22 protein-coding genes are annotated in these 21777 nt (G+C 64.5%); 10 read left to right on the top strand and 12 right to left on the bottom strand.

From position 1 onward, the window contains the following. Positions 1 to 24: 24 nt before the first annotated feature. The gene (locus tag JMY28_RS18490) at positions 25 to 441 is read right to left on the bottom strand and encodes a DUF6232 family protein (RefSeq protein WP_201697356.1); all 417 of its coding nucleotides are present in this window, start codon (positions 439 to 441) and stop codon (positions 25 to 27) included. Between the two features lie 167 nt (positions 442 to 608). Between JMY28_RS18490 and JMY28_RS18495 the strand changes: the two genes are divergently transcribed. After that, positions 609 to 950 (top strand): zinc ribbon domain-containing protein YjdM, encoded by a 342-nt coding sequence (locus tag JMY28_RS18495; protein ID WP_201697357.1) that lies wholly within the window; start codon positions 609 to 611, stop codon positions 948 to 950. Positions 951 to 1172: 222 nt separating this feature from the next. Here the strand turns inward: JMY28_RS18495 and JMY28_RS18500 are convergent, their stop codons facing one another. The 10 genes from JMY28_RS18500 to phnG all read right to left on the bottom strand — a co-directional run bounded on the left by JMY28_RS18500 (position 1173) and on the right by phnG (position 11442). Next, positions 1173 to 2354, bottom strand: coding sequence for a porin (locus tag JMY28_RS18500; RefSeq protein ID WP_201697358.1), 1182 nt, complete (start codon positions 2352 to 2354; stop codon positions 1173 to 1175). Positions 2355 to 2855: 501 nt separating this feature from the next. Next, the gene (locus JMY28_RS18505) at positions 2856 to 3974 is read right to left on the bottom strand and encodes a succinylglutamate desuccinylase/aspartoacylase family protein (protein WP_201697359.1); all 1119 of its coding nucleotides are present in this window, start codon (positions 3972 to 3974) and stop codon (positions 2856 to 2858) included. A 243-nt stretch (positions 3975 to 4217) separates the two neighbouring features. Beyond that, positions 4218 to 4985 carry an ABC transporter substrate-binding protein gene (locus JMY28_RS18510; protein WP_201697360.1) on the bottom strand — a complete coding sequence of 256 codons (768 nt, stop codon included), beginning with the start codon at positions 4983 to 4985 and terminating at the stop codon, positions 4218 to 4220. A 477-nt stretch (positions 4986 to 5462) separates the two neighbouring features. Next, positions 5463 to 6596, bottom strand: coding sequence for an alpha-D-ribose 1-methylphosphonate 5-triphosphate diphosphatase (locus tag JMY28_RS18515; protein WP_201697361.1), 1134 nt, complete (start codon positions 6594 to 6596; stop codon positions 5463 to 5465). Positions 6597 to 6642: 46 nt separating this feature from the next. Next, the gene (gene phnL, locus JMY28_RS18520; RefSeq protein ID WP_201697362.1) at positions 6643 to 7452 is read right to left on the bottom strand and encodes a phosphonate C-P lyase system protein PhnL; all 810 of its coding nucleotides are present in this window, start codon (positions 7450 to 7452) and stop codon (positions 6643 to 6645) included. A 10-nt stretch (positions 7453 to 7462) separates the two neighbouring features. Continuing rightward, the gene (gene phnK / locus JMY28_RS18525) at positions 7463 to 8233 is read right to left on the bottom strand and encodes a phosphonate C-P lyase system protein PhnK (RefSeq protein WP_201697363.1); all 771 of its coding nucleotides are present in this window, start codon (positions 8231 to 8233) and stop codon (positions 7463 to 7465) included. Beyond that, on the bottom strand, positions 8230 to 9159 hold the full coding sequence (locus JMY28_RS18530; protein ID WP_201697364.1) for an alpha-D-ribose 1-methylphosphonate 5-phosphate C-P-lyase PhnJ: 930 nt from the start codon (positions 9157 to 9159) through the stop codon (positions 8230 to 8232). Before JMY28_RS18530 ends, phnK begins: the two co-directional genes overlap by 4 nt. Next, the gene (locus tag JMY28_RS18535) at positions 9156 to 10286 is read right to left on the bottom strand and encodes a carbon-phosphorus lyase complex subunit PhnI (protein WP_201697365.1); all 1131 of its coding nucleotides are present in this window, start codon (positions 10284 to 10286) and stop codon (positions 9156 to 9158) included. The genes JMY28_RS18530 and JMY28_RS18535 overlap by 4 nt, the downstream gene beginning before the upstream one ends. Next, the gene (gene phnH, locus JMY28_RS18540) at positions 10286 to 10927 is read right to left on the bottom strand and encodes a phosphonate C-P lyase system protein PhnH (RefSeq protein WP_236596920.1); all 642 of its coding nucleotides are present in this window, start codon (positions 10925 to 10927) and stop codon (positions 10286 to 10288) included. The genes JMY28_RS18535 and phnH overlap by 1 nt, the downstream gene beginning before the upstream one ends. Beyond that, a complete protein-coding gene (gene phnG, locus JMY28_RS18545) occupies positions 10924 to 11442 on the bottom strand; it encodes a phosphonate C-P lyase system protein PhnG (protein WP_201697366.1) in 519 nt (172 codons plus the stop codon). Before phnG ends, phnH begins: the two co-directional genes overlap by 4 nt. A 220-nt stretch (positions 11443 to 11662) precedes the next feature. On the opposite strand from phnG, the gene phnF reads away from it, so the two are divergent. From phnF to JMY28_RS18565, 4 genes are all read left to right on the top strand, one after another. Continuing rightward, positions 11663 to 12418, top strand: a complete 756-nt coding sequence (gene phnF, locus JMY28_RS18550; RefSeq protein WP_201697367.1) for a phosphonate metabolism transcriptional regulator PhnF — start codon at positions 11663 to 11665, stop codon at positions 12416 to 12418. Then, positions 12415 to 13143 (top strand): DUF1045 domain-containing protein, encoded by a 729-nt coding sequence (locus JMY28_RS18555; protein ID WP_201697368.1) that lies wholly within the window; start codon positions 12415 to 12417, stop codon positions 13141 to 13143. The genes phnF and JMY28_RS18555 overlap by 4 nt, the downstream gene beginning before the upstream one ends. Then, positions 13140 to 13691 carry a phosphonate metabolism protein/1,5-bisphosphokinase (PRPP-forming) PhnN gene (phnN, locus tag JMY28_RS18560; protein WP_201697369.1) on the top strand — a complete coding sequence of 184 codons (552 nt, stop codon included), beginning with the start codon at positions 13140 to 13142 and terminating at the stop codon, positions 13689 to 13691. Before JMY28_RS18555 ends, phnN begins: the two co-directional genes overlap by 4 nt. A gap of 112 nt (positions 13692 to 13803) precedes the next feature. Next, positions 13804 to 14724 (top strand): LysR family transcriptional regulator, encoded by a 921-nt coding sequence (locus JMY28_RS18565; protein ID WP_201697370.1) that lies wholly within the window; start codon positions 13804 to 13806, stop codon positions 14722 to 14724. Between the two features lie 57 nt (positions 14725 to 14781). Here the strand turns inward: JMY28_RS18565 and JMY28_RS18570 are convergent, their stop codons facing one another. Continuing rightward, positions 14782 to 15606 carry an IclR family transcriptional regulator gene (locus JMY28_RS18570; RefSeq protein WP_201697371.1) on the bottom strand — a complete coding sequence of 275 codons (825 nt, stop codon included), beginning with the start codon at positions 15604 to 15606 and terminating at the stop codon, positions 14782 to 14784. Positions 15607 to 16250: 644 nt separating this feature from the next. Between JMY28_RS18570 and cyoA the strand changes: the two genes are divergently transcribed. The 5 genes from cyoA to pcaF all read left to right on the top strand — a co-directional run bounded on the left by cyoA (position 16251) and on the right by pcaF (position 21587). Beyond that, entirely contained in the window at positions 16251 to 17144 is an 894-nt protein-coding gene (cyoA, locus tag JMY28_RS18575; RefSeq protein ID WP_201697372.1) for a ubiquinol oxidase subunit II, read from the top strand. A gap of 5 nt (positions 17145 to 17149) precedes the next feature. After that, positions 17150 to 19159, top strand: a complete 2010-nt coding sequence (gene cyoB, locus JMY28_RS18580; RefSeq protein WP_201697373.1) for a cytochrome o ubiquinol oxidase subunit I — start codon at positions 17150 to 17152, stop codon at positions 19157 to 19159. Then, entirely contained in the window at positions 19159 to 19770 is a 612-nt protein-coding gene (gene cyoC / locus JMY28_RS18585) for a cytochrome o ubiquinol oxidase subunit III (protein WP_201697374.1), read from the top strand. The genes cyoB and cyoC overlap by 1 nt, the downstream gene beginning before the upstream one ends. Then, positions 19771 to 20091, top strand: coding sequence for a cytochrome o ubiquinol oxidase subunit IV (gene cyoD, locus JMY28_RS18590; protein ID WP_201697375.1), 321 nt, complete (start codon positions 19771 to 19773; stop codon positions 20089 to 20091). Between the two features lie 293 nt (positions 20092 to 20384). Beyond that, entirely contained in the window at positions 20385 to 21587 is a 1203-nt protein-coding gene (pcaF, locus tag JMY28_RS18595; RefSeq protein ID WP_201697376.1) for a 3-oxoadipyl-CoA thiolase, read from the top strand. Positions 21588 to 21777 lie beyond the last annotated feature (190 nt).

The following is a 21777-nucleotide window of genomic DNA, read 5'->3' on the forward strand; positions in this document are numbered from 1 at the left end:
CTTCCAACTGCGCTTGCGGCTGAATCAGGGTGCTGCGGGCCGCGACGTGCCGCCTTCGGCCGGGGCCGCTTGCGCGGCCTTGGCGGTGCGCACCGCCTCTACCACGCGTTCGAGGAATGCAGGGTCGAGGCTCGTGACCGCCTCGCGCGATTCTCCGCCCGTCACGACATAGAGCCGATGTATGGCCTCTTGCCAGAGCCACGCGAGCCAGCCCACCACGATCACCATCACGCCGCACGCGAGACCGGACGCCGAACCGAGCACGCCGCCCACGACAGCGCCTGCTGCGCCGACCAGGCTGATCGCGATGGGCACGACGCGGCTGCGTCGCCCGATGACGATGCGTACGTCCTCGATGTCGCGCATGGGGAAGACCTGGCCGGCCGCGGAGAGCGCGTTGCGCGTGACCGAGACGGCGGCCTCGTTGAAAGGGAGTTCCATCGGTTCGATAGCTGCGAGGTGAGAGAGCGCAGCGTACCAGAAGCGGGGCCAGGGCGGGGCTAGGGCGGGCAGAACGTCGCAGGCCGGACGCATGGCACGTTGGGCAAGGTGCCGGAGCCGCTATACTTGCGCGCTTTTATTGTCCCCGTCAGCACTAAGGATTCACCATGAGCGCATTGCCACGCTGTCCGAAATGCAATTCCGAGTTCACCTACGAAGATGGAGAGGTCTACATCTGCCCGGAGTGTGCGCACGAATGGTCGCGGCAAGCCACCGCGCCGACCGAAACGGCGGGCAGGGTGTATCGCGATTCGGCCGGCAATGTCCTTCAGGACGGGGATACCGTCACGGTCATCAAGGACTTGAAGCTCAAGGGTTCGGGTGGCGTGGTCAAGATGGGCACCAAAGTGAAAAATATCCGCCTGGTGGACAGCGATCACGATATCGATTGCAAGATTGACGGCTTTGGCGCCATGAGCCTCAAATCGGAATTCGTCAAGAAGGCGTGACGCAGGGCGTCGTGGATCGATGGCGGCGGCTGGCCAGCGGCCGTTGGTTTTGCCCTTGCGCCGCAGCAGAACTGCGATGAGCCAAAAAAAGCGGGGCATCCCAAGGGATGCCCCGTCCGGTAAGGCGCGGTGTGCAGCGTGGGCTGCGGCGCGCCGAGCAGAGCCGGCGCTATGAGTCGCCGGCCGCCGCTGTTGCGTAATGGTGTTGCGTAACGCGGCTGCTTAGAACTTGTGGCGGATACCGACGCGAATCGCGACTTGATCCTGCGAGCCCGTGCCCGACGGCTGGTAAATGCTCGAGCTCGAGTCGCCGATCTGTGCCTGAACCTTCTGGCCGTTGGGCAGCGTGCCCGATGCGTCCTGGTACGACACGAGGCCGTAGACGTCGGTGCGCTTGCTGAGCGCGTAGTCAACCGATGCGTTGACCTGGTTCCAGTGGGCACTCTGGCTGCCCGAAGCGCGCGAGTACGTGTAGCCGAGCGCGCCCGAGAGAGCCGGCGTGAAGGCGTACTTGCCGCCCACTTCATACGCGTTGTAGAGCGTCGACGACGTGCTGATCGGCGAGAGCAGCGTGTTGGTCCACAGGGCCCACAGCGTTGCCGGGCCGACGATGTAGCGGCCACCCACGCCGAACGAGCGCAGGTCGCGCAGCGGGACGCTGGTCTGGGTCGCCGGCAGGTTGGCGATCGAGGTCGTCGTCGATGGCGTGGTCTGGCCCGGGTACGTGATGTCCGTGTAGGCAGCGCCAAGGCTGAACGGGCCGTAGCCGTAGTTCGCGCCGAAGCTGTACGCACGCGACGAGCCAGCGATCGGGTTGGCCGTCGTGCCCGTTTGCGGTGCGCCGGCGAACGAGGTCGAGTTCGAGAAGCCATACAGGCCGCCGAACGTGAAGCCCGAGAAGTTCACGCTCTGGAACTTGACCGCATTGTTGATGCGGCTCGAGGTCAGCTGGTCGACGTCGTTGAAGTGGTAGGCCCAGTTACCCGAAACCGTGTTGCCACCGGTCGAGTACTGCGAGCCGAGAATGTCCGTGCTGAGCGAGTATTGACGGCCGAACGTCAGCGAACCGATGTTCGATTGCGTCAGACCGACGAACGCTTGACGGCCGAACATCGCGCCGCCCTGGCCTGCCGTGCCGTTGCCGCTGTTGAAGCCGTTTTCGAGCACGAAGATCGCCTTCAGGCCGCCGCCCAGGTCTTCCGTCCCGCGCAGGCCCCAACGGCTGCCTTGGGCCACGCCGTCACCGTACGAGAACTGATGCGAGCTGCCGTTCGTCGCGTTCTTCACGTTGCTGATGTAGTTCACGCCCGCATCGATAATGCCGTACAGCGTCACGCTGCTTTGTGCGTGGGCAACGCCTGCGATCGAGGCAAGAATAGCGGTGGTCAGAATTTTCTTTTTCAACTGTTTCTCCGGGTAAAGGAAAGATGACTACTCCGGCCTCTTATGGGCCGGTCAATGTGACGGGCTGCAATTTAAGGGTCGATAACGAAAGGAATGTGACAGTAAGGCTTTGTAGGCAAAATGTCGCCTTTCTGTTGTGAGAATGCGACACACGGGTTGCGCGCCCGGAGAACGGTGCGCGAAGGCCGCCGTCATTGGACTTGCGGACGATTTTCCTGTCGATTTGAAAGGCCGGATTGTCACGATCGGCCATATAAAATTTTTTTCTAAGCTTTCTTCTATTTGCTGGGTTAATCGATCTTTTGAATCTGGCTTCAAGTTGGAATTGATTAATCTCAAGAACGCATTAACGGACTATCAATGCGCTTTATACATGGCTGATTGCCATCGATTCGTGAAAGTTTGAAATTAGTTATGCGAAATAATCGAAATGGCGGGAAAAGCCCATGAAAAAAGGGCTCGCAGCCGTGGCGCGAGCCCTTTTACGGTAAGGCGTTGCAGTTACAGCGAGAGGAGCGAGCCGCTGCGAATAGGCTTTTCGCCGGCAATGCGTGCGACTTCCATGCCGGCCGTGGCGAAGCGCGCGCTATGGCGTGCATACACCACGCCGCTCACGCCCGCGTGCAGTGTCGTCACGGTGTCGGCGAGCGGGTCGATGACATCGGCTATTGCCGCGCCCCGTTCCACCCATGTGCCGCAATCCACGCGGAACACGAGCACGCCGCTGGCGGGCGCGACGATCGGCTCCGTGCCTGCGAGCGGCGTGGCCGCATGGGCAAGCGGCGGCAGCGGCGCGGCCGTGCCTTCGATCACGCCGCGCCCGATCAGATAGTCGACGATGGCCTGGGCGTCGTGTTCGGCAAGCTCGTGCGAGACATCGCGCTGGCCGCGCAGCTCGACCGTCACCGAAATCGAGCCGTACGGAATGGGATACCGCTTGGCGAAGTGTTCGCGCAGTTCCGACCAGCAGAAGCTGTGAATCTCGTCGAACGGATTGCCGATCGAGTTGAGCGCGAGGAGCGACGCCTTGGCGTCGAGATAGCGCGCGAGCGGCTCGACATCGGGCCACAGCTCGGGGTTCGTGTAGATGTGCATGGCGGCTTCCCAGTCGCAATGCAGGTCCAGCACGATGTCGGCGTCGTACGAAAGGCGCTGGAGCGCGAGCCGCATCGATTCGAGTTCGGTCCTCGGCTGCTTCGCGGCCAGTGCTTCGCCCATGGCCGCGCGGATGGCCGTGCGGTTCGCCGCTTCGTCGGGCCCGAGGCGCGTCTCGATGTCGGGCAGCACGAGCGCGGTGAGCTCATGGAAATTGCGGTTGAAGTTCTGCGCCGTGTTCGATTCGAAGCGGCCGATCATATGCCCGAGCCAGTGCTGATTCAGGCCCACGGGGTTGGGCACCGGCACGATCACGATCTCGCCGCGCAGGCGGCCCGCGGCTTCCAGTTCCGCGAGCTTGCGGCGCAGCACCCACGAGACGAGCATGCCAGGCAGCTCGTCGGCGTGCAGTGAGGACTGGATGTAGACCTTCTGGTCACCGCCGGCGTTGCCGTAGTGGAAACTGGCAAGTTCCCGCGCGGTACCGAGGGCGGGCGCGATCAACGGGTGGTTTCGGGTTTGCATGATGGATGCGCGAGGCGCGTCGGCCCGCAAAAGGTGTTGGAGTGAATGGTGGCCCCGCAGGAACGCGCAGGGGCCGTAGACCGATCTTAGCCGATTCGACGCGGCGCCGGAACCAAGCCTCTCCCGCGCGCCTCCAGCATCGCCAAAAAATACGGAATCCGAAATAAAAATCCGGAAAAGAAAAAGCCCGGACACAAGTCCGGGCTTTGCGCGCCGTGATGCAGCGCAGGCGCGATACGGTGCTTAGCCGCCGTACACGTCGAAGTCGAAGTACTTGGCTTCGATCTTCTTGTAGGTGCCGTCCTTGATCATGTCGGCGATAGCCTTGTCGATCTTCGTCTTCAGGTCGGCGTCTTCCTTGCGCAGGCCGATAGCGGCAGCGCCCGTCGGGATTTCCTTGCCGGCGAACTGGAAGCCAGCGCCGCGCGGGGTCTTCAGGAAGCCCAGATCCGCTTGCACTTCATCCTGCAGCGCAGCGTCCAGACGGCCCGAGATCAGGTCGGCGTAGACCTGGTCCTGGTTTTGGTAAGGAACGACGTTCACGCCCTTCGGCGCCCAGTTTTCCTTGGCGTAGGTTTCCTGGATCGTGCCTTGTTCGACGCCAACCGACTTGCCCTTGAGCGCGTCAGCCGTCGGCGTGAGGCTCGAGCCCTTCTTGGCGACGAGGCGCGTCGGCGTGTTGAACAGCTTCGCCGAGAAGGCGATCTGCTGCTCGCGCTGCGGGGTGATCGTCATCGACGAGAGCACGCCGTCGAACTTCTTGGCCTTCAGGCCCGGGATCATGCCGTCGAAGTCTTGCTCGACCCACACGCACTTGGCGTTCAGGCGCTTGCAGATTTCGTTGCCGAGGTCGATGTCGAAGCCGACCAGCTTGCCATCGGGTGCTTTGGATTCGAACGGTGCGTAGCTGGCGTCAACGCCGAAACGCACGGTGGACCAGTCCTTCGCATGGGCGACGCCGGCCGAGACGGCGAGCAGGGCAACCGTGAGGGTGGCAAGCAGTTTCTTCACTATGGGTACTCCTCGAGATGGTTCAGGACGCGCCGCGTGCGGTTGTGCCGCCATGGCGCATTTTCCGGCGCGGCTCGCGCCGGATTATTGTTGGACCCGCCAGCCTGCGGCCAGCGAAGCGCGGCAAGCTTACCAGGTCAAAATTGCTGCGTCGCTAGTGTAATACCGGATAGCGGGAAAGGGACCCGCTAAGTGTACGCCCGTGCGCTTGTACGATTTAACGCGAAGCCTTGTCGGATAAGGCGTGCAGGCCAATGCCGGTGGGCCGTTGCGGGGGGCTTGAGATGGGCCGCGCGATGCTCGGCCGCAACAGTCGGAAGAATGCGAAGGCGCGTAGGCGTGGCGTCGTCAACGATATGAAGGGAAATTGAAATCGAATCGACGGCGCGCCGTGAGTTTTCGGCCCGAATGCGGCCATCCGGCGTGCCGTTTTTGTCGCGGTGCAGCAGATGCAGCGGCTGCACCGCGTGGAGCACGTCAGACCACGCGCACGCCCGCGCGCCACGTCGCGCGCGGCACGGGCAGCGTGTCGAGCATCGTCACGCGCACGAAGTCCGCGCGCAGGCCGGGTTCGATCGCGCCGCGGTCGTGCAGGCCCGACTTGCTGGCGGGTTCCCACGAGACCGTGGCGAGCGCGCGCGGCAGCGTCCAGTCGGCCTGGGTCACGAGGTCGAACGCGGCGGTCAGGAGGCTCGACGGCACGTAGTCGGAGGAGAGGATGTCGAGCAGGTCGGCTTGCGCCAACTCCAGCGCCGAGACGTTGCCCGAGTGCGAGCCGCCGCGCACCACGTTCGGCGCACCCATGATCGTCGCGATGCCGCGCTTTTTCGCTTCCTCGGCGGCAACGCGGGTGGTCGGGAATTCGGCGAGCACGATGCCTTCGGCGGCGGCCTGCTCGACGTGCTCCACGAGCGTGTCGTCGTGGCTCGCGAGCGGGATGCCGCGCGCGCGGCAGCGCTGCACGATTTCGAGGCGGTGCGCGTCGGCGTAGCGCTCCTGCTCGGTGGCCATTTCGGCGAGCATGGTGTTCGTCTGCTCGTCGGTCCACTTGCCGTGGCGCTCCTGAAAGCGTCGCCACTGCGCGCGGTCGTGCCACTGGCGCTGGCCCGGCGTGTGGTCCATCACCGAGGCGAGGCGCAGCAGCGGGTGGTCGCTCAGCGTGTCGAACAGCTCGATCACGTCTTCGGTGGCGATTTCGCAGCGCAGGTGCAGGAAGTGCTCGGCGCGCAGCAGGTTGCGCTCGGAAAAGCGCTTGAGGGCGTTGGCGCTCGCGAGCTGCACGTCGCGGCCACGCACGCCCACGGCGAGGCGCGTGCCGATGGCGAGCGCGTCGAATACCGTGGTGATGCCGGCGGCAGCGATCTGCGCGTCGTGAATGACGAATGCGGCGTCGGTGTTCCAGTGCACGCCGGGGCGCGGCGCGAGGTGCTTTTCCAGGTTGTCGGTGTGCAGTTCGACGAGGCCGGGCAGCAGGAAGTCGCCTTCCCAGTCTTCGGCTTCCGGCGCGGCGGTCGAGCCGCGTGAGATGTCGCGGATCTTGCCGTCTTCCACGCTTAGCGTGCCGGTAAAAACTTCGTCTCGCGTCACGATGCGAGCGTTTTTGATCAACATCGTCAGGCTCCGTATCAGATATCGGGTTGTGCCGTTCAGGCGGTATTCAGGCTGCAGCGGTGAGCTGCGCTTCGTGTGCGCCGGCGCGTGGCGCGGTGAGTTCGAGCACGCGCGTGGCGACGCGCTCGCGCGTGTCCTCGTCGTGGAACACGCCGACGATCGCGGCGCCGCGCTCGCGCGCCTCGCCAATCAGGCTCGCGACGACTTCGCGGTTTTGAGCGTCGAGCGACGCCGTGGGTTCGTCGAGCAGCAGCACGCGGTGCTGCGCGATCAGGCCCCGCGCAATGTTCACGCGCTGCTGCTCGCCGCCGGAGAACGTGGCGGGCGCGAGCGGCCAGAGGCGTTGCGGCACGTTCAGGCGTGCAAGCAGAGTTTGCGCGCGCTCGCGTGCTTCGTCTTCATCCACACCGCGCGAAACGAGCGGCGCGGCCACGATGTCGAGCGCGCTCACGCGCGGAATCACACGCAAAAACTGGCTCACGTAGCCCACCACGTTGCGGCGCAGGCGCAGGATGTCGTGAGGCGCTGCGCCCGTGATTTCCAGATGCTCGAGCGGCGCGCCTTCGTCGCGGATCGCGATCGACCCGCCGCTCGCGAGATAGTTGCCATACAGGCAGCGCAAAAACGTGCTTTTGCCCGCCCCCGACGGCCCGACCAGCACGATGCACTCGCCGCGCTCCACGTCGAGCGAAACGCCCGCGAGTGCTTCGATGCCGATGCCGCCCTGGCCGTGCAGCGTGAAGGTCTTGCGCACGTCTTCGGCGCGCAGCATGAGCGCGGGCCGTTCCACGAACGCGCGCGTGCCACGGGCAACGCGCGCCGCCGACGATTCAGCGGTCAATGAAGTGAAATTCATGTCGATCATCCTAGACCGGCAGCACGGATGCCACCAGCGTCTGCGTATAGGGATGTTGCGGGTCGTCCAGCACCTGGTCGGTCAGGCCCGATTCGACCACCGTGCCGCCTTGCATCACCATCAAGCGATGCGCGAGCAGGCGCGCCACGCCAATGTCGTGCGTGACGATCAGCACCGAAAGATGCAGCGTGCCCGTGAGCGTGCGCAGCAGGTCGAGCAGGCGCGCCTGCACGGACACGTCGAGACCCGCCGTGGGTTCGTCCATGAAGACGAGGCGCGGCCCGGTCACGAGATTGCGCGCAATCTGCAGGCGCTGCTGCATGCCGCCCGAAAACGCCGAGGGCAATTCGTCGATGCGTTGGGCGTCCAGCTCCACGCGCTGCATCCATTGCTGCGCCGTGTTGCGGATCTGCCCATAATGGCGCGCGCCCACGGCCATCAACGGCTCGCCGATATTGGCGCCCGCGGAAACACCAGCACGCAACCCGTCGCGCGGATTCTGCTGCACGAAGCCCCATTCGGTGCGCGCAAGCAGGCGCCGGCGCGGCTCGGAAAGCGTGCGCAGGTCGAGCGTTTCGCCGTTCGCGTTCGTGTAGTGCAGCGTGCCCGAGTCGGACTCGGTGCGCAGCGCGAGCGTGTTGAGCAGCGTAGTCTTGCCCGAGCCCGATTCGCCGACGATGCACAGCACCTCGCCGGGATACAGGTCGAAGCTCACGTCGCGGCAGCCGTTGCGGCCGCCGTACTGCTTCGTGAGCGATCTAGCGCTTAGCAGCGGCGTCATGCTTTTTCTCCTGCTTCGTTCGTTGCGTGCGCATCGATATCGTCGCGCCGGTCGTGACAGTAGTCGCTGTCCGAGCACACGAACATGCGCTTGCCCGTGTCGTCGACGATCATTTCGTCGAGGAAGCTTTCGCGCGAGCCGCACAACGCGCACGCGTGCTCCCAGCGCTGCACTTCGAACGGATGGTCGTCGAAATCGAGGCTCTTCACCGGCGTGTACGGCGGAATTGCGTAGATGCGGCGCTCGCGCCCCGCGCCGAACAACTGCAGCGCGGCGTTCATATGGAGCTTGGGGTTGTCGAACTTCGGAATCGGCGAGGGCGACGTGAGATAGCGGCCGTTCACCGTCACCGGGTAGTCGTAAGTCGTGGCGATGCTGCCGTGCTGCACGATGTCCTCATAAAGCTTCACGCTGATGAGGCCATAGTCGGCGAGCGCATGCAGCTTCTTGCATTCGGCCACGCGCGGCTCCAGCCGGAATAGCGGCTCGGGCATCGGCACCTGGTAGACGAGGATTTGTTTGTCCGTGAGCGGCGTTTCCGGAATGCGGTGCCGTGTCTGCACGATCGACGCCTCGCTCGTGCGGCGCGTGGTGGCCACACCCGTGGTACGCGCGAAAAAGCGGCGGATGTTCACGGCGTTCGTGGTGTCGTCCGAGCCCTGGTCGATCACCTTGAGCGTGTCTTTCGCGCCGATGATCGCCGCCGTCACCTGAATGCCGCCCGTGCCCCAGCCATACGGCAGCGGCATTTCGCGCGAGGCGAACGGCACCTGGTAGCCCGGCACGGCCACGGCCTTGAGGAGCGCGCGACGCAGCATGCGCTTGGTCTGCTCGTCGAGGTACGCGAAGTTGTAGCCCGAGACGGCCTGCGTTTCGTGCGACGCGACTTCGGCTTCGGCGGTTTGCAAGGTATCGGGCGCGTTCATGCGGCCTCCTTGTTTTGCGTGTCGGCATCGGCGTCGGCGTCGGTGTCATTCTCGTGCCGCGCGCGCAGCTTGCGCACGAGTTCCAGCTCCGCCTGGAAATCCACGTAGTGCGGCAGCTTCAGGTGTTGAACGAAGCCCGAGGCTTCCACGTTGTCGCTGTGCGAGAGCATGAATTCGATATCCTGAGTAGGCGAGGCGATCGTCTCGCCCAGCTCCTCGGCCCGCAGCGCGCGATCGACGAGCGCCATCGCCATGGCTTTGCGCTCCGCGTGCCCGAACGCGAGGCCATAACCTTGCGTGAATTGCGGCGGCACGTCTTTCGCGCCCGCGAACTGGTTGATCATCTGGCATTCGGTCAGATCGATCTCGCCAATTTCGACGGGCTCGTCGAGTTCGTCCAGCATCATTTCTACGCAGACCGAACCAAAACGGATCTCGCCCGCAAACGGGTGCGAATGCGCGTAGCCGCGCTGCGTGGCATAGCCCATCGCGAGCAGGAAGCCCTCATCGCCGCGTGCGAGATTCTGCAGGCGCACCGTGCGATCGGCGGGGAACGCAAGCGGTTCGCGCGACAGGTCGCCGGGTTCGCGCGCTTGCGACGAGCGTGTTTCCTGTTCGATCAGGCCTTCCTTGTCGAGCAGCGAGACCACGCGGGGCATGGCTTCTTCGGGCGGCGTTGCACGCGGCGTCTCGCGCGTGGCGCTCGCTGCATCGTCGCCTTCGGCCAGCAGTGCGAAGTCGAGCAGGCGCTGCGTGTAGTCGTAGGTCGCGCCGAGCACCTGGCCGCCGGGCACGTCCTTGAAGGTGGCGGAAATGCGGCGCTCCACCACCATGTTTTCCGTTTCGACCGGCTGCGTATAGCCAAATCGCGGCAGGGTGGTGCGATAGGCGCGCAGCAAGAAGATCGCTTCGACGAGATCGCCCGCTGCCTGCTTGATCGCGAGCGCGGCAAGTTCTTCGTCGTAGACCGAACCTTCGGCCATCACACGCGCCACGGCGAGGCGCAGCTGTTCGCGGATCTGCGCAACGCTCAGCTCGGGCACGCGCGTGTCGCCGCGGCGTGCTTCGTCGAGCAGGCGCCACGACGCTTCGATCGCGCGCTCTCCTCCTTTGACGGCGACATACATCAGTGCATCTCCACGAGAGTGGTGCGCGGCAGACCCATCAGACGGTCACCACACACGAGATAGAAGTCGATGCCGCACGGGAAGTGCGGCGCGAGGGCGGCGCGTTCGCGCCAGAAGCGCTCCGGCAGGCCGGCGGGCGCGATGCTGCAACTTGTTTCGATGCCGGGGCCGCGCAGCGTGAGCGGCGCGCCGCCCGTGAGCGAATCGACCCGCACGAACACCGTGGCCGACTGCTCCGGCGATTCCGGCGTGCCGATCGCGAAGGCTTCGAGCGGCGGCAGTGCGGCGGCGGCGTGCACGTAGGCGAACGCGGCTTCGCGCGCTTCCTGTGCCAGCGGCGCGCCTGCGTGAAAGCGCAGCGCGGCCGCGAGCGCGGCGTCCGGCTGGGCGAGCCAGACGGGCGTGGCGTAGTCCGCGAGTGCGAGCAGCGAGGCGAAGGCGGCGAGGCCGGCGCGTGCGGTTGAAGCATTCGCTGACGTCGCCGCGGGCAGCGGCGTCTCGATGACGCCGATCGTGCCGGGTCGCGCGAGCGCGTCGAGCAGCGTGCGGAACACGGTCTGCGTGTCGTGAACGGGATCGCCGAAGCCGGGCGCGAGCGCCGCGAGCAAATCGGGCGTCATGACGTTGCGTTCGTTGCTCATGCGTCACCTCGAACCATCGTGAAGAACTCGACCCGCGTGCTGGCGGCGTCGGCGCGGCGCGCGTCGCGGCGAGCGGCGAGCCGAGCGGCGAGCGGCTCGATCAACCGGTCGTGCAACTGGTCGTGGCGTGTGGGCAGCTGCAGCAGCGCGTCGGCGAGTGCGGCCAACTCGGCGCGGCGTTTGTCGCGGCCCAAATGGCAGGCCACACCGACCGGGCCGGGCTGGTTCGCATCGGCGCCTTCGGTGCGATCAGCGCTTGAGGCACGCAGGCGCAGCGTGGCGCGCGTGACGGTGGCTTCGCCCAGGTTGAAGGCATCGCCGGTGCCGCCTATGCGCCCGCGCACCATGGCAAGTCCGGTTTGTGGCGGACGCAGCCAGTCGAATGCGGGCTCGGGCGCACCGGCGAGCGCGTCGCTGAGCGCCGCTTCAAGCTCGGCGCACGGGGTATGCGCGAGAACGGCCATCCATGCGCGCCGGGTGGCCGTTGCGGAGGATGGGGTGGAGGAAGCGTTCATCGGAGTTCCTGTGTCGTGAACGGGTGAGAACGGACATGGCAACTGCGCCTCTCGAACAGCCTTGTCTGGACCTCGATTGAACCATCTATTCATCTAAACGTCTAGACGTTTAATGGTACAGTCGTCTAACGCGAGCGCAACGGAGGTTTTCATATTTCCATCACGCCCTGCGCACTACAATGCACAAAACGCTATTGGAACCGAGAGGAATGACAGCACCATGACATCGAACGACGAGGCGCCATCCAGCCTGCTTGAGCGCGGCGCGGGGGTGGCGGTGTGGCGGCAGATCGAGCAGATCCTCGCGGCGGAGATCGCTGCGAAGGGCTTCGGCGAAGACGGCCGGCTGCCTAGCGAGGGCGAGCTCGCGCGCCGCTTCGACGTGAACCGCCACACGGTGCGGCGCGCGATGCTGGGCCTCGCGGCGCTGGGCCTCGTGAGCGTGGAGCAGGGACGCGGCACCTTCGTGCAGCCCGGCGCGATCGACTACAGCATCGGCAAGCGCACGCGCTTCACGGAAAACCTGAAGCGCCATCAGCATTCGGCGGTGGGCAAGCTGCTCGCGTCGTCGCGCGGCAAGGCGGACCCCACGGTCGCCAAGGCGCTCGGCCTGCGCGCGGGCGCGCTCGTGTACCGGCTCGAAACGCTGCACGAGTCGGACGGCGTGCCGCTCACCTACGCGCGCAGCTGGTATCCCGCCGCGCGCTTCGCAGATCTGCCCGTCGTCATGGAGCGCGTCGACAGTACGTCGAAGGCCCTCGCCGAATACGGCGTGACCGACTATCTGCGCAAGTGGAGCCGTATCGGCAGCGTGCTGCCCGATGCGGAAGTGGCGCGCCGCCTGAACATCAACCGGCAGCAGCCGGTGCTGTGGGTGGAAAACGTCGACGTCGATCTCGACGGCGTGCCGATCAAGTACGGCGTCACGCACTTCGCCGCCGACCGCGTGCAACTGATGGTGGAGCACGACTTATGAGCGTGCTGCACGAAGACTGGAGCGAAGCCGCGCGCTTCGCGCTTTACTATGCGCCGCCGCGCGAGTCGGCGTGGTGGCAGGCGGGCTGCGCGTGGCTTGGCCGTGATCCGGAAACCGGCGACAGCCTCGCGCCGCCGACGTGGCTCACCGGCCTGCCGCAGCCGCTGGAAACGCTCACGGTCGCGCCACGCCGCTATGGCTGGCACGGCACCCTCGTGCCGCCCTTCCGTCTTGCGCGAGGCGTGACGCCCACGGCGCTCCTTGCCGCCGCGCAGCAGTGGGCGCAGGGGCAGGCGCGCTTCGAAGCCAACGTCGAAGCGGCGTTGCTCGGCCGCTTCGTGGCGCTGCGCCCCGCCGACGATGCCGGCGAAACCGCGCTGCGCGAACTCGCTGCCAACGCACTGCGCGCGCTCGGTTCGCTGCGCGCCGCGCAAACGGGCGCCGAGCTCGCGAAGCGCCTGGACGCGCCGCTCACGCCGCGCCAGCGCGCTTACGTCGAGGCGTGGGGCTACCCGTACGTGTTCGAAGAATTCCGCTTTCACATGACGCTATCCGATTCGCTGAACGACGCGCAAACGTGCGCACAACTCGTCGATGCCTGGAACACGCAGATGCGCGATGCCAGCGCGCTGCCCGTGGAAGGCGCGGCGCTCTTCGTCGAGCCCGAGCCGGGCGCGCCGTTCGCGCTGTGGCGCCGCCTGCCGTTCGCGGGGGACCGCGCATGAAGGGCGGTCTGATCTACGTAATGGGACCATCGGGCGCGGGTAAGGACACGCTGCTGCGATACGCGCGCGAGCGCCTGTCCGGCGAAGACGTCGTGTTCGCGCATCGCTACATCACGCGCGAAGACAGCGGCGGCGAGAACCACATCGCGCTCACCGAAGCCGAATTCGAGGCGCGCTCGCAGCGCGGCCTCTTCGCGCTGCAATGGCGCAGCCATGCGCTGCGCTATGGCGTGGGCGTGGAGATCGACCAGTGGATGGCGCTTGGCTGCACCGTCGTGGTGAACGGCTCGCGCGCCTACGCGGGTGAGGCGTTCGAGCGGTACCCGCGCATGACGCTCGTGCACATCGAAGCCGCGCAGCACGTGCTGGCCGCGCGCCTCGCTTCCCGGGCGCGCGAAACGCCCGAGCAGGTCGCGGCGCGCCTCGCGCGGCGCGCGCCGTTCGAGGTGCCGGGGGGGGCGGCGTTCGCGCGCATCGACAACTCCGGGCATCTGGAGGAGGCGGGCGAGGCGTTCGTCGAGCTCGTGCGGCAGGTGGCGGCTGGGTAGCCAGCGCTGCCCTTAACTGCTGCTTAAGGGCTCGAATGGGCTGGGGGATTTTTGGTTGGGCGCGGTTGCCGTGAGAAGATGCAGGCGACCCGAGAACTCAACGAGAATGCCCTTGGACCGTTTCCAGGAGATGCAGATTTTCACGCGCATCGTCGACCGCCGCAGCTTCACGCAGGCGGCCGAAGATCTGAACCTGCCGCGCGCGACGGTCACCAATTCGATCAAGCGCCTCGAAGCGCGGCTTGGTGTGCGCCTGCTGGAGCGCACCACGCGCCAGGTGAAGCCGACGCTCGATGGCGACGCCTATTACCAGCGCTGCATGCGCCTGCTCGCCGACCTCGAGGAAACCGAGGAGGTGTTTCGCGACACCGATCCGCAGGGACGCTTGCGCGTGAACATGCAGGGCACGCTCACGCAGTATTTCGTGATGCCGCGCTTGCCCGACTTCCTCGCGCGCTATCCGCGCATCGAGCTTTTTATCGGCTCGGGCGATCACTTCGTCGATCTCGTGCGCGAGGGCGTGGACTGCGTGCTGCGCGCGGGCGAGCTGGCCGACTCCTCGATGATCGCGCGGCGCGTGGCGCTGCTGGAGCAGGTGACCTGCGCGAGCCCAGCGTATCTCGAACGGCACGGCGACCCGGAGTCGATCGAGGCGCTCGCCGGCACACACACGGAACATCCAGGCCGCGCAGGCCAACGAGCCGTGAACTATGTTTCGCCGGCTACGGGCCGCGCGCTCCCGCTCGAATTCACGACACCCGAAGGTATCGTCCACGTGACGCTGCCGGGTCCGGTGGCCGTGAACGGCGCGGAACTCTACACGGCGGGCGCGCTGGCGGGGCTCGGCATCGTGCAGGTACCGCGCTACCGCGTGCGCGAGCTGCTCGCCAATGGCGAGCTTTGCGTGGTGCTGCCGGCGCATCCGCCGCCGCCGTTGCCGGTTTCGGTGCTGTATCCGCAGAACCGCCAGTTGTCGCTGCGCGTGCGCGCTTTCGCCGACTGGCTCGTGCAGGTGTTTGCCGAAGTCGCCTGAAATTGCGTGGGCGCGCCGGGCGGCGTGCCCGTTGCCCTTAGTTGCGCACGGTTGCTTTCAGGTGCGCCGCGCGACCATCCCGGACACGCGCGCCGCGGCTTGCTGAAGCGGATCGAGGAAGGTCTTCACCATCTGTTTGGCCGAAGTCCGCTGCGCGTTGCCGCTGATGTTCATCGCGGCGATCACGCGGCCTTGCCGGTTGCGAATGGGCGCGGAGATCGAGATGAGCCCGCCTTCCAGTTCCTGATCGACAATCGCCCAGCCCTGCTGGCGCACCTGCCCGATGATCTTCTTGAGTTCGCCGACGTCGGTGACCGTGCGCGCCGTATGCGCGTAGAGCGGCGAGGCGCCGAGCGTTTCGTCGAGCGTGGCGTCGTCGAGCGAGGCAAGCAGCACACGCCCCATCGAGGTGCAGTACGCAGGCAGGCGGCTGCCGATCGAGAGGTTGATCGTCATGATCTTGTGCGTGGGCACGCGCAACACGTAGACGATCTCGGTGCGGTCGAGCACGGCCGCCGAGCAGCTCTCGTGCACCTCCTGCGAAAGCTCCTCCATCACCGGCTCGGCGAGATTCCAGAACGGCATCGACGTGAGGTACGCGAAGCCGAGGTCGAGAATACGCGGGGTAAGGCGAAAGAGCCGCCCCTCGGCTTCGACGTAGCCGAGCGTCTGCAGCGTGAGCAGAATGCGGCGCGCCCCGGCGCGCGTGAGGCCCGTGGCGGCGGCGACGTCGGTGAGGGTCTGCTCGGGATGCTCGGCGTTGAACGCGCGGATCACCGAAAGCCCGCGCGCGAACGACTGCACATACGAGTCGCCCGGTTTTTCGGGGATCTCCTGCTGGTCGGCGGAGCGGTCTGACGAGGCACTGGAAGCAGAATTCATGGGGTTGGCGGTCGATCTTGCTACGGCGCTTGGAGAACCTATCAAGATAACGCAAGCGATCGGTTTCGCCAACAAGCGGCGGGGCGGAGGGGGCGCAAACCTTCGGAGCAGGGCGCCCGGGTGAACGTCAATCGTGCGGCGTGGTATGCCGTGCGTCAAATGCGCACGCTAGATCACTTGGTATTCAATAATTTGATTTCAATCAATTCATTGTGGCCGAAAAGGGTTGCAGCGAGAGCGGATTATTTACATCTAAATATCAGTGTGATCTGCAATTAAAAGTGAGATAAAGCCGATATCGAAATTCGAAGGAATTGGCACATTACCTGACAATTCCTCGATCGCGCTGCGCACATCTTCGGCTCCCTTCTTCGCTTGCGCGCGCGTTGGTCATCGCGCCAAAACCGGCCCACTGTAGGCGTTTGCGAGATGAAAGCTATTGGAAAGATAATTGCGGCTTTCCGTCGCGCTTGCCTGAGCGAGCTTTGTTGCGCTCGCGAATCCTTAGCAAAGATCAAATTTTGAGATTGGTGCTTTCCGTAGAATCGCGCTGAATACGATACGGGTGCATTTTGCGTGGCGAATTGCGATGCAAATGTGTTGGGTGTTACGCGTTTTGGTGGACAACGGAAGAACAGGCAAACATGAAAGACAGAAAAGCCTTTAAAAGGTGGTTAATTCCCCTCGGCAGCGGGCTGCTCGTTTCTCTCGCGGGGTGCAGCGGCAATTTTGCCGTGCTGGACCCCAAGGGCAGCGTGGGCGCGGCCGAGAAGTCGCTCATCCTGACGGCCACGTGGGCCATGCTGTTAGTCGTGGTGCCCGTCATCATCCTGACGCTCGCGTTCGCGTGGCGCTACCGCGCCTCGAACCGTAACGCAACCTATGCGCCGAAGTGGGCCCACTCCACGGCGATCGAAGTGGTGGTCTGGGCCATCCCGGCCGCGATCATTCTGTTCCTCGCCATCCTCACGTGGCGCACCTCGCACGAACTCGACCCGTACAAGCCGCTGGAGTCGAGCGTGAAGCCCATCAATGTCGAGGTCGTCGCGCTCGACTGGAAGTGGCTCTTCATCTACCCGGACCTCGGCATTGCGTCGGTGAACCAGCTCGCCGTGCCGGTGGGCACGCCGGTCAACTTCCGTATCACGTCGGACTCGGTGATGAACTCGTTCTTCATCCCGCAGCTGGGCACCCAGGTCTACGCCATGGCGGGCATGCAAACGCGCTTGCACCTGATCGCCGACGAAGCGGGCGATTTCGACGGCCTCTCGTCCAACTACAGCGGCAAGGGCTTCTCGGACATGAAGTTCCGCACGCTCGCCACGAGCCGGCAGGACTTCGACGCGTGGGTGCAGAAGGTGAAGACGTCGTCCACCCCGCTTTCGATGGACGAGTACGCAACGGTTTCGAAGCCGCAGGAGAAGGCGCCGGTGCGGTACTTCTCGACCGTCGACCCGAAGCTCTTCAATAACATCATCGCGAAGTACAACAACGGGCACGTCACGAATTTCGACCCGTCCTGCGTGACCAAGGGGTAAGCAGCATGTTCGGAAAACTCACATTAGAGGCGATCCCGTTCGATCAGCCCATCATCATGGGCGCGGCGGCGTTCATGGCGCTGATCGTCGTCGGCGTGCTCGGTCTCGTCACCGTGACCGGCAAGTGGAAGTACATCTGGAGCGAGTGGATCACGAGCGTGGACCATAAACGCATCGGCGTGATGTACATGATCGTGGCGGTGCTCATGCTCGTGCGCGGCTTCGCCGACGCGGTCATGATGCGCATCCAGCAGGCCATCGCGTTCAATTCTCCCGGCTACCTGCCGCCACACCATTTCGACCAGATCTTCACGGCGCACGGCGTCATCATGATCTTCTTCATGGCGATGGCGCTCATGGTCGGTTTCTTCAACCTCGTCGTGCCCCTGCAGATCGGCGCGCGCGACGTGGCGTTCCCGTTCCTGAACTCGCTCTCGTTCTGGATGACGGCGATCAGCGCGATCCTCATCAACCTCTCGCTCGTGATCGGCGAGTTCGCGAAGGTGGGCTGGCTGGCGTATCCGCCGCTTTCCGAACTGCAGTTCAGTCCGGACGTGGGGGTGGACTACTACATCTGGGCGGTCCAGCTCTCCGGTGTCGGCACCTTGATCACGGGCGTGAACTTCTTCGTCACGATCATCAAGATGCGCGCGCCCGGCATGACGCTCATGAAGATGCCGGTGTTCACGTGGACGGCGCTGTGCTCGAACGTGCTCATCATGGCCACGTTCCCGATCCTCACGATCGCCGTGGCGCTGCTCGGCCTCGATCGCTACGTCGGCACGCACTTCTTCACGAACGAGCTTGGCGGCAACGCCATGCTGTATCTGAACCTCATCTGGGCTTGGGGCCACCCCGAGGTGTACATCCTCGTGCTGCCCGCGTTCGGCATCTATTCGGAAGTGATGGCCACGTTCTGCAAGAAGCCGCTGTTCGGCTACAAGACGATGGTCTACGCCTCGTGCGCGATCATGGTGCTCGCGTTCCTCGTGTGGGCGCACCACTTCTTCACGATGGGCTCGGGCGCCGACGTCAACGCGTTCTTCGGTATCGCGACGATGGTTATCGCCATTCCAACCGGCGTGAAGATTTTCAACTGGCTGTTCACGATGTATCGCGGCCGTGTGCACTTCACCGCGCCCGTGCTCTGGACCGTCGGCTTCATGGTGACGTTCTCGATCGCCGGCATGACTGGCGTGATGCTCGCGATCCCGGGTGCGGACTTCGTGCTGCACAACTCGCTCTTCCTGATCGCTCACTTCCACAACGCGATTATCGGCGGCGTGGTGTTCGGTTACCTCGCGGGCCTGCAGTACTGGTTCCCGAAGGTGTTTGGCCTGAAGCCCAGCGAAAAGCTCGGCAAGGCGTCGTTCTGGTGCTGGTTCGTCGGCTTCTACGTGGCCTTCGTGCCGCTCTACGTGCTCGGTTTCATGGGCGCAACGCGTCGCACCAACCACTACGACGTGCCCGAATGGCATCCGTACTTCGTCGTCGCCGCAATTGGCGCTGCGATCATCGCGGTCGGCATCGTGCTCCAGGTCCTGTTGTGGGTGATGGCCTTCGTGAACCGCAACAAGGCCGAATGCAGGGACGTGACGGGCGATCCGTGGGATGGCCGCACGCTCGAATGGGCAACGTCGTCGCCGCCGGCGGTCTATAACTTCGCGGTCATTCCGCACGTGGACGACATCGACGCTTTCGCGCACATGAAGGAAGCGGGCCGCGCGCCGGGGCTCGCCGCGAAATATAGCGATATCCACATGCCGTCCAACACGTCGGCGGGCTTCTTCGTCGGCATGTTCAGCCTTGTGCTGGGTTTCGCGGGCGTGTGGCACATCACGTGGCTTGCGGTGCTCGGGTTCGTTGGCGTCGCGCTGACGGTCATCCTCAAGAGCTTCGGCAACAACGACGGTTATTACATTCCGGCCGCGAAGGTCCGCGAGATCGAAGAACGGCGCTTTGGCACCGGCGCCGCCGTGGCCGAGCGTGACCTGGTCGCCGAGGAGGCAGTCTGATGTTACAGAAAACCAATGCGGCAACCCTTGCCGAACTCGATCACCATGATCACCCGCAGTCGCACTCGGTGTTCGGCTTCTGGGTCTACCTGATGACCGACTGCCTGCTGTTCGCGGCGTTGTTCGCCACGTTCGGCGTGTTGGGCCACCAGTTCGCGGGCGGCCCCACGGGTAAGGACCTGTTCGACATTCCGGGCGTGGCGCTCGAAACGGCCGTGCTGCTGCTTTCGAGCATCACATACGGCTTCGCGATGCTTGGCGCGCACCAGCGCAAGAATGGCATGGTGCTCGGCTGGCTCGCGGTCACCTTCATGCTGGGGGCGTCGTTCCTCGTGCTCGAACTGCGCGAGTTCTCGCACCTGATCGCAGACGGCGCCGGTCCGCAGCGCAGCGCATTCCTTTCGTCATTCTTCACGCTTGTCGCCACGCACGGCCTGCACGTGTCCTTCGGCCTCCTGTGGATGCTCGTGATGATGATCCAGGTGGTTCGCGCGCGGCAGCTTGGCGAGCAGGAAATCCGCCGCCTCACGTGTCTGAGCCTCTTCTGGCACTTTCTCGATGTGGTGTGGATCTGCGTGTTTTCTTTTGTCTATCTGGGGAGCGTGCTCTAAATGGCTCAATCTCATGCAGAGTCGCACGGCAGCCTCGGCAGCTATGTGGCGGGCTTCATTCTTTCGGTGCTGCTTACCGCAGGCGCATTCGGCGTTGTTTTGCACGGCACGCTCGACGCCACCACGGCCATCATCGTGATCGCAGTGCTCGCCTTCGTGCAGGTGGTCGTGCACCTCGTGTTCTTCCTGCATCTGAACACGTCGCCGGGGCAGGGCTGGAACGTGCTGTCGCTCGCGTACACGGTGCTGGCCGCCGCGTTCCTGATCTTCGGCACGATCTGGGTCATGCACAACGTCGGCATGCTCATGATGTCGCGTTAAGCGTTTGCCGCACTGGCGGGCGCCTCGCGCCCGTTTGAACTCGCGAAGCCGCACGGGCCCTGTCCTGTGCGGCTTTTTCGCTTTTGGCGCCACGTCCGCGTGCTTGACACCCGTCCCAGGACACGCCTATTATGGCCGTCAAATTGTTCGATTAACGATCATCAGTTCGACAGTCGAACAAATCGCACGAGGACGTGCGCGTTCGATCTCCCATTTTCGCCCGCGCAGTCCGTCAATCTCAATCATCTTTGCATGGGATCGCATCAAGTGCCGGCGATCGAAAGGAGACTTACATGACGGAAGCATTCATCTGCGACGCGATTCGCACGCCTATCGGCCGCTACGCGGGCGCCCTGGCCCAGGTTCGTGCCGACGACCTCGGCGCGGTTCCGCTGAAGGCGCTCATGGAGCGCAACAAGGACGTGGACTGGACGGCGATCGACGACGTCATCTACGGCTGCGCGAATCAGGCGGGCGAGGACAACCGTAACGTCGCGCGCATGTCGTCGCTGCTGGCGAGCTTGCCGCAGGCCGTGCCGGGCTCGACGGTGAACCGCCTGTGCGGCTCCGGCATGGACGCCGTGGGCATTGCCGCGCGCGCGCTCAAGTCCGGCGAAACGGGGCTGATGATTGCGGGTGGCGTGGAAAGCATGAGCCGCGCGCCGTTCGTCATGGGCAAGGCCGCGAGCGCCTTCGCTCGCGACGCCGCGATCTATGACACGACGATTGGCTGGCGCTTCGTCAATCCGCTGATGAAGCAGCAATACGGTGTGGACTCGATGCCGGAAACGGGCGAGAACGTCGCGGTTGACTACAACGTGAGCCGTGCGGATCAAGACGCGTTTGCGGTTCGCAGCCAGCAGAAGGCGGCTCGTGCTCAGGCGGATGGCACGCTTGCGCAGGAGATCGTCGCGGTGACGATTGCGCAGAAGAAGGGCGATCCGATTGTTTTCTCGCGTGACGAGCATCCGCGTGAGACGAGCCTCGAAGCGCTTGCGAAACTCAAGGGCGTCGTGCGCCCGGATGGCTCGGTGACGGCCGGCAATGCTTCGGGTGTGAATGACGGCGCTTGTGCGCTGCTCCTCGCCAATGAAGAAAACGCGAAGCGTTTTGGGCTCGTGCCGCGTGCGCGCGTGCTGGGTATCGCAACGGCTGGCGTCGCGCCGCGCGTGATGGGCATCGGTCCCGCGCCCGCTACGCAAAAGCTGCTCGCGCGTCTGAACATGACCATCGACCAGTTCGATGTCATCGAGTTGAACGAAGCTTTTGCTTCGCAGGGGCTCGCTGTGCTGCGTATGCTCGGCGTTGCCGATGACGATCCTCGTGTCAATCCTAACGGCGGGGCGATTGCACTTGGGCATCCGCTTGGGATGAGCGGCGCGCGACTCGTGACGACCGCCACGTATCAGCTCCATCGCACGCAAGGGCGCTTCGCGCTTTGCACGATGTGTATCGGCGTGGGACAAGGGATCGCTATTGCTATCGAGCGTGTCTGATTCTTGGTCGCTCTGATTGGTGGAAGCCGCGGGTCGATTTGATTCGCGGCTTTTTTATTTCGCGGATTAGCTTGCAACGCAACGCCGCGCTGAAAGGAAGTATTTCGCGCTACGCAATAATTTCTCCGTTCGTTTCAACGCCCAATCACACAGGAATTTGAGTACCCGCAAACGCTTCGGAAATTAGACG

The organism is Paraburkholderia hiiakae, assembly GCF_904848665.1.
Classification (GTDB): domain Bacteria; phylum Pseudomonadota; class Gammaproteobacteria; order Burkholderiales; family Burkholderiaceae; genus Paraburkholderia; species Paraburkholderia hiiakae.